This is a genomic window from Streptomyces tricolor (assembly GCF_002155905.1).
In the GTDB taxonomy this organism is placed as follows: domain Bacteria; phylum Actinomycetota; class Actinomycetes; order Streptomycetales; family Streptomycetaceae; genus Streptomyces; species Streptomyces tricolor.
Map to the genome: position 1 here is coordinate 1 of NZ_MUMF01000357.1, position 3107 is coordinate 3107.

Genomic DNA, 3107 nt, shown 5'->3' on the forward strand with positions numbered 1-3107 from the left:
CCTGGTGTGGGCGGCGGCCGACACCGAGGAACTGCCGGTGGTCGACGACTTCCTCCGTCAGTGGTTCGACGGTGGTGCGGCATTCGCCGACCTCCACGCCCTCCTGTCCTACTTCCTGGTGCCCTTCTCCACCGCCTGGAAGTGGACAGACCGGCATCTGCCCGGCGTGGAGTACCTGGGCCGTGATCACTACCTGGCGTGCCCGCCGTCCACCTCACCGAGCCCCAGGGACGCGGGTACTGGTGCCTGCCGATGGACTCCGCCGGTGACCTCTGCTACCCGGACGAGGTGGAGAAGCTCCTCCACCACGGCCGTGCGACCCGCAGGGGGTAAACGCCCAGTGACCGTGCAGATCGCCGAAGAGCTGGCACGCCTACACCGGCTCGTCAGCGGGTGCGAGGTGCCGCCGAACCTGCCCTCGTCGGCCCTGGCCGGCGAGGCGCTCGTCTGGTGCGCGAGCCCGGCTGACGTGACCTTCGTGGAGCTGGAGCCGTCGGTGGAACTTCCCCGGTGGGGCTGCATGGCCTGCTACACGAGCAGGGTCGCCTGGTACATCACCTGGTACGACTGGCACGTACCCAGCGCTGCGGCCTGCAGCACTTGGCGGATCAGTCCCGTCGCCCGTGACACCACCGTGCCAACAGCCATCAGCAAGGACGAACGAGCCAGTCCGCCCTTGTCCTTCTTCCGCCGGGCGGCATGCCGCCCCCTTGTCTGCTGCTCCTGCGGCATGGTCTGAGCCGCGGAGTTCGCCCCCTCCACCATGCCGTCAACCTATGCCCCAAGGTTCCCTGGCCCCAATTCGGCGGCTTTACCGCAGAGTTCAGCGAACCTTCTCCGGCCCGTGAGCATGGCCGCAGGAATACGACAGCCACGGAACAAGTGCTCTGCGCCAGTACGTCTACGGACGGTCGGCTCCTGCGAGGAGTGCTTCGACGTTATCCCGGCCCACCCAGACTCCGGGCAAAGGGATGGTCTGCAGGGCTTGCGGCAACGGCGAGACCCCGCGCTACGGTCTGGACCGCTTCGGCCGCCAGGTCTGCCGCTTCTGCTTCAAGTCCGACTGCAATGAGGACCCGGTCGCCGACCTGCTGAGCCACCTGTCCGGCCTCGGGCTCGAAGACCGTGCTCCAGACGGTGATCGCTGAGGTAACCGGGGGGGCAGGCCCCGGCCGCTCGTCGTCTGCTCTGGGATGTCCAGAATGAGCCGGGCCTCCTGATGGGGCAGGCTCCCCACTCCTCGCCGCGGACCGTGCTGCTGGTAGACCGGCTGCACCGGGTCGGAGCCGAGGGCGTTTCGGCGCCGAAGTGTCCGCACTGTGACCGCGCGGACCGGCTGACGCACTCGATCAAGCGGATGAGAGTCTGCGGGACCTGCTACAACCGCGCGAAGGCCGAGCCCTGCAAATGGTGCGGACGTCATCGCCCGGCCGCCGGTCGCAACGAGGACGGAGCCCCGATCTGCATCAAGTGCCGTCGAGAGAAGCCCGCCTACCAGGAAGAATGTGGTGTCTGCGGTCGACTCGGTGCCGTTGCCGCCCGCACTGCCGACGGGCCGCTCTGTGGAGTCTGCCTCAAACCGCCGGTCGCCCAGTGCGGCTCCTGCGGCAAGCTCCGCGGCTGCATGTTCGCCAAGAAAGACTCCCCCCGTTGCCGGGCATGCCCGATCAAGCAGGAGCCCTGCACCGACTGTCGACGCCCCTCCCGCGTCACCGCCAGGGCCGCACGGGGACCCATCTGCGAGAACTGCTGGGAGAACGCCCCCGAGGCTCAAAAACCCTGCCAGCAGTGCAGAACGGTCGAGCGGCGGTTCCACTTCGGGCTCTGCCGCCGATGTGCAGGCGAACGACAGCTACGGACACTGCTGACGCCACCCGACGGCCAACGCCGTCCCTAGCTCGACAAGGTTGCGAAGGCCCTGCTGGACCTCAACCCCCCGCCCGACCTTGCTCTGTCTGCGTGAGTCAGCCACGGCGACCCGTCTGGTCACCGACCTCGCCGTCGGGACCTGTGAGCTCAGCCACGAAGCCCTCGACGCCCGCATAAGCCACCAGCGGGATCTGGCGGTCGACTACTTCCGAGCCGTCCTGGTCTCCGCCGGCATCCTTCCGGTGTGGGACGAGTACCTGGCCCGGCTGGAGCGATGGATCGAACAGAAGACCGCGGCCATCAAGGATCTGGAGGATCGCCGCCTGATCACCGCGTTCGCCCGCTGGGACCGCATCGCTCGCATTCGGCGACGGGCCCGCGGCAAGCCGATCTCATGATCGGCTCGGTGTCGAGCGGCCAGCGATGGCCGGCGTCATGCAACTTGCTCAACGCCAAGTGGTCATTGGCCACCAGCACCTGGGCCAGCCGGGCTGCCGCGGCGACTACAGCAGACCAGCCAGGCGAGTCCAGGTATGCCTCGTCCCGAGCCGCGGCGCCGACCGAATCCTGTACCGCGCCGTAGGCAGCACCGAGACGCGCCATCAGCTCGACTTCCTCCTCGCTGCGAAGGCACTGCCCAAGCCAGGGCCGAGGATTGTTCGCATCGCAGAAGTCGTCGAAGAGCACGTGGACGGTGTAGTCGAGGTCCTCGAACTGATCCGGATCGAGCCACACCTCTCGCTGCCATGTCGGGCTGGCCAATGCCACGACCGCCGGTACGACATGGAGGCGGTAGTGAGGCAGAGCGATGCCGTGATCAGTCACGAGCCAAGGGCACGCATCCGATGATCGGCCGGACCGCTCCTAGCTGAGCGGGCGCACTCAGTGGGCATGAGTGAATGGCTGGTGCTTCCGTAAACACATCCCTGCCCGCCCACAGAGCACCTGCCCCACACCGGATCCCGCAGCCCGCCAGTCTCCCCGACCAGGACCCCGTCACCGGCCGGCCCAGGCGCAGGCGCCGGCCCGGCAACCTGCACCAGCACCGGACCAAGGCCAGCACCGGGACCGAGGCCAGCACCAGAGCCGGTGGGCCAGCACCAGAGCGGGGGGGCCAGCACCGGGACCGAGGCCAGCCCCAGGGCGGGGGCCAACACCGAGACCAGAACCAGGACCAGCACCAAGGCGGGCGGCCAGCATCAGCACCGGGGCCAGGGCCAGGGCGGGGGCCAACACCG

At 68.4% G+C, this 3107-nt stretch carries 3 protein-coding genes and 1 pseudogene; 2 read left to right on the forward strand and 2 right to left on the reverse strand.

The features are described 5' to 3' along the window. The first annotated feature begins 198 nt into the window (after nt 1-198). A complete protein-coding gene (locus tag CCN44_RS47865) occupies nt 199-333 on the forward strand; it encodes a hypothetical protein (RefSeq protein ID WP_276329124.1) in 135 nt (44 codons plus the stop codon). Nucleotides 334-573: 240 nt separating this feature from the next. Here CCN44_RS47865 and CCN44_RS47870 read toward each other — a convergent pair. Continuing rightward, a pseudogene (locus CCN44_RS47870) lies at nt 574-765 on the reverse strand (murein biosynthesis integral membrane protein MurJ); the annotation flags it as partial. A 206-nt stretch (nt 766-971) separates the two neighbouring features. On the opposite strand from CCN44_RS47870, the gene CCN44_RS44515 reads away from it, so the two are divergent. Further along, on the forward strand, nt 972-1148 hold the full coding sequence (locus CCN44_RS44515) for a hypothetical protein (protein ID WP_158103140.1): 177 nt from the start codon (nt 972-974) through the stop codon (nt 1146-1148). 1048 nt (nt 1149-2196) lie between these two features. On the opposite strand, the gene CCN44_RS24670 is transcribed toward CCN44_RS44515, so the two are convergent. Continuing rightward, nucleotides 2197-2694: an SCO4402 family protein gene (locus tag CCN44_RS24670; RefSeq protein WP_237481977.1), complete on the reverse strand. Its 498-nt coding sequence runs from the start codon at nt 2692-2694 to the stop codon at nt 2197-2199. Between the last annotated feature and the right edge of the window lie 413 nt (nt 2695-3107).

What these genes read in the sequence shown, in the direction of transcription:
- CCN44_RS44515 (WP_158103140.1), top strand. Translation starts at nt 972, where the DNA reads ATGGTCTGCAGGGCTTGCGGCAACGGCGAGACCCCGCGCTACGGTCTG.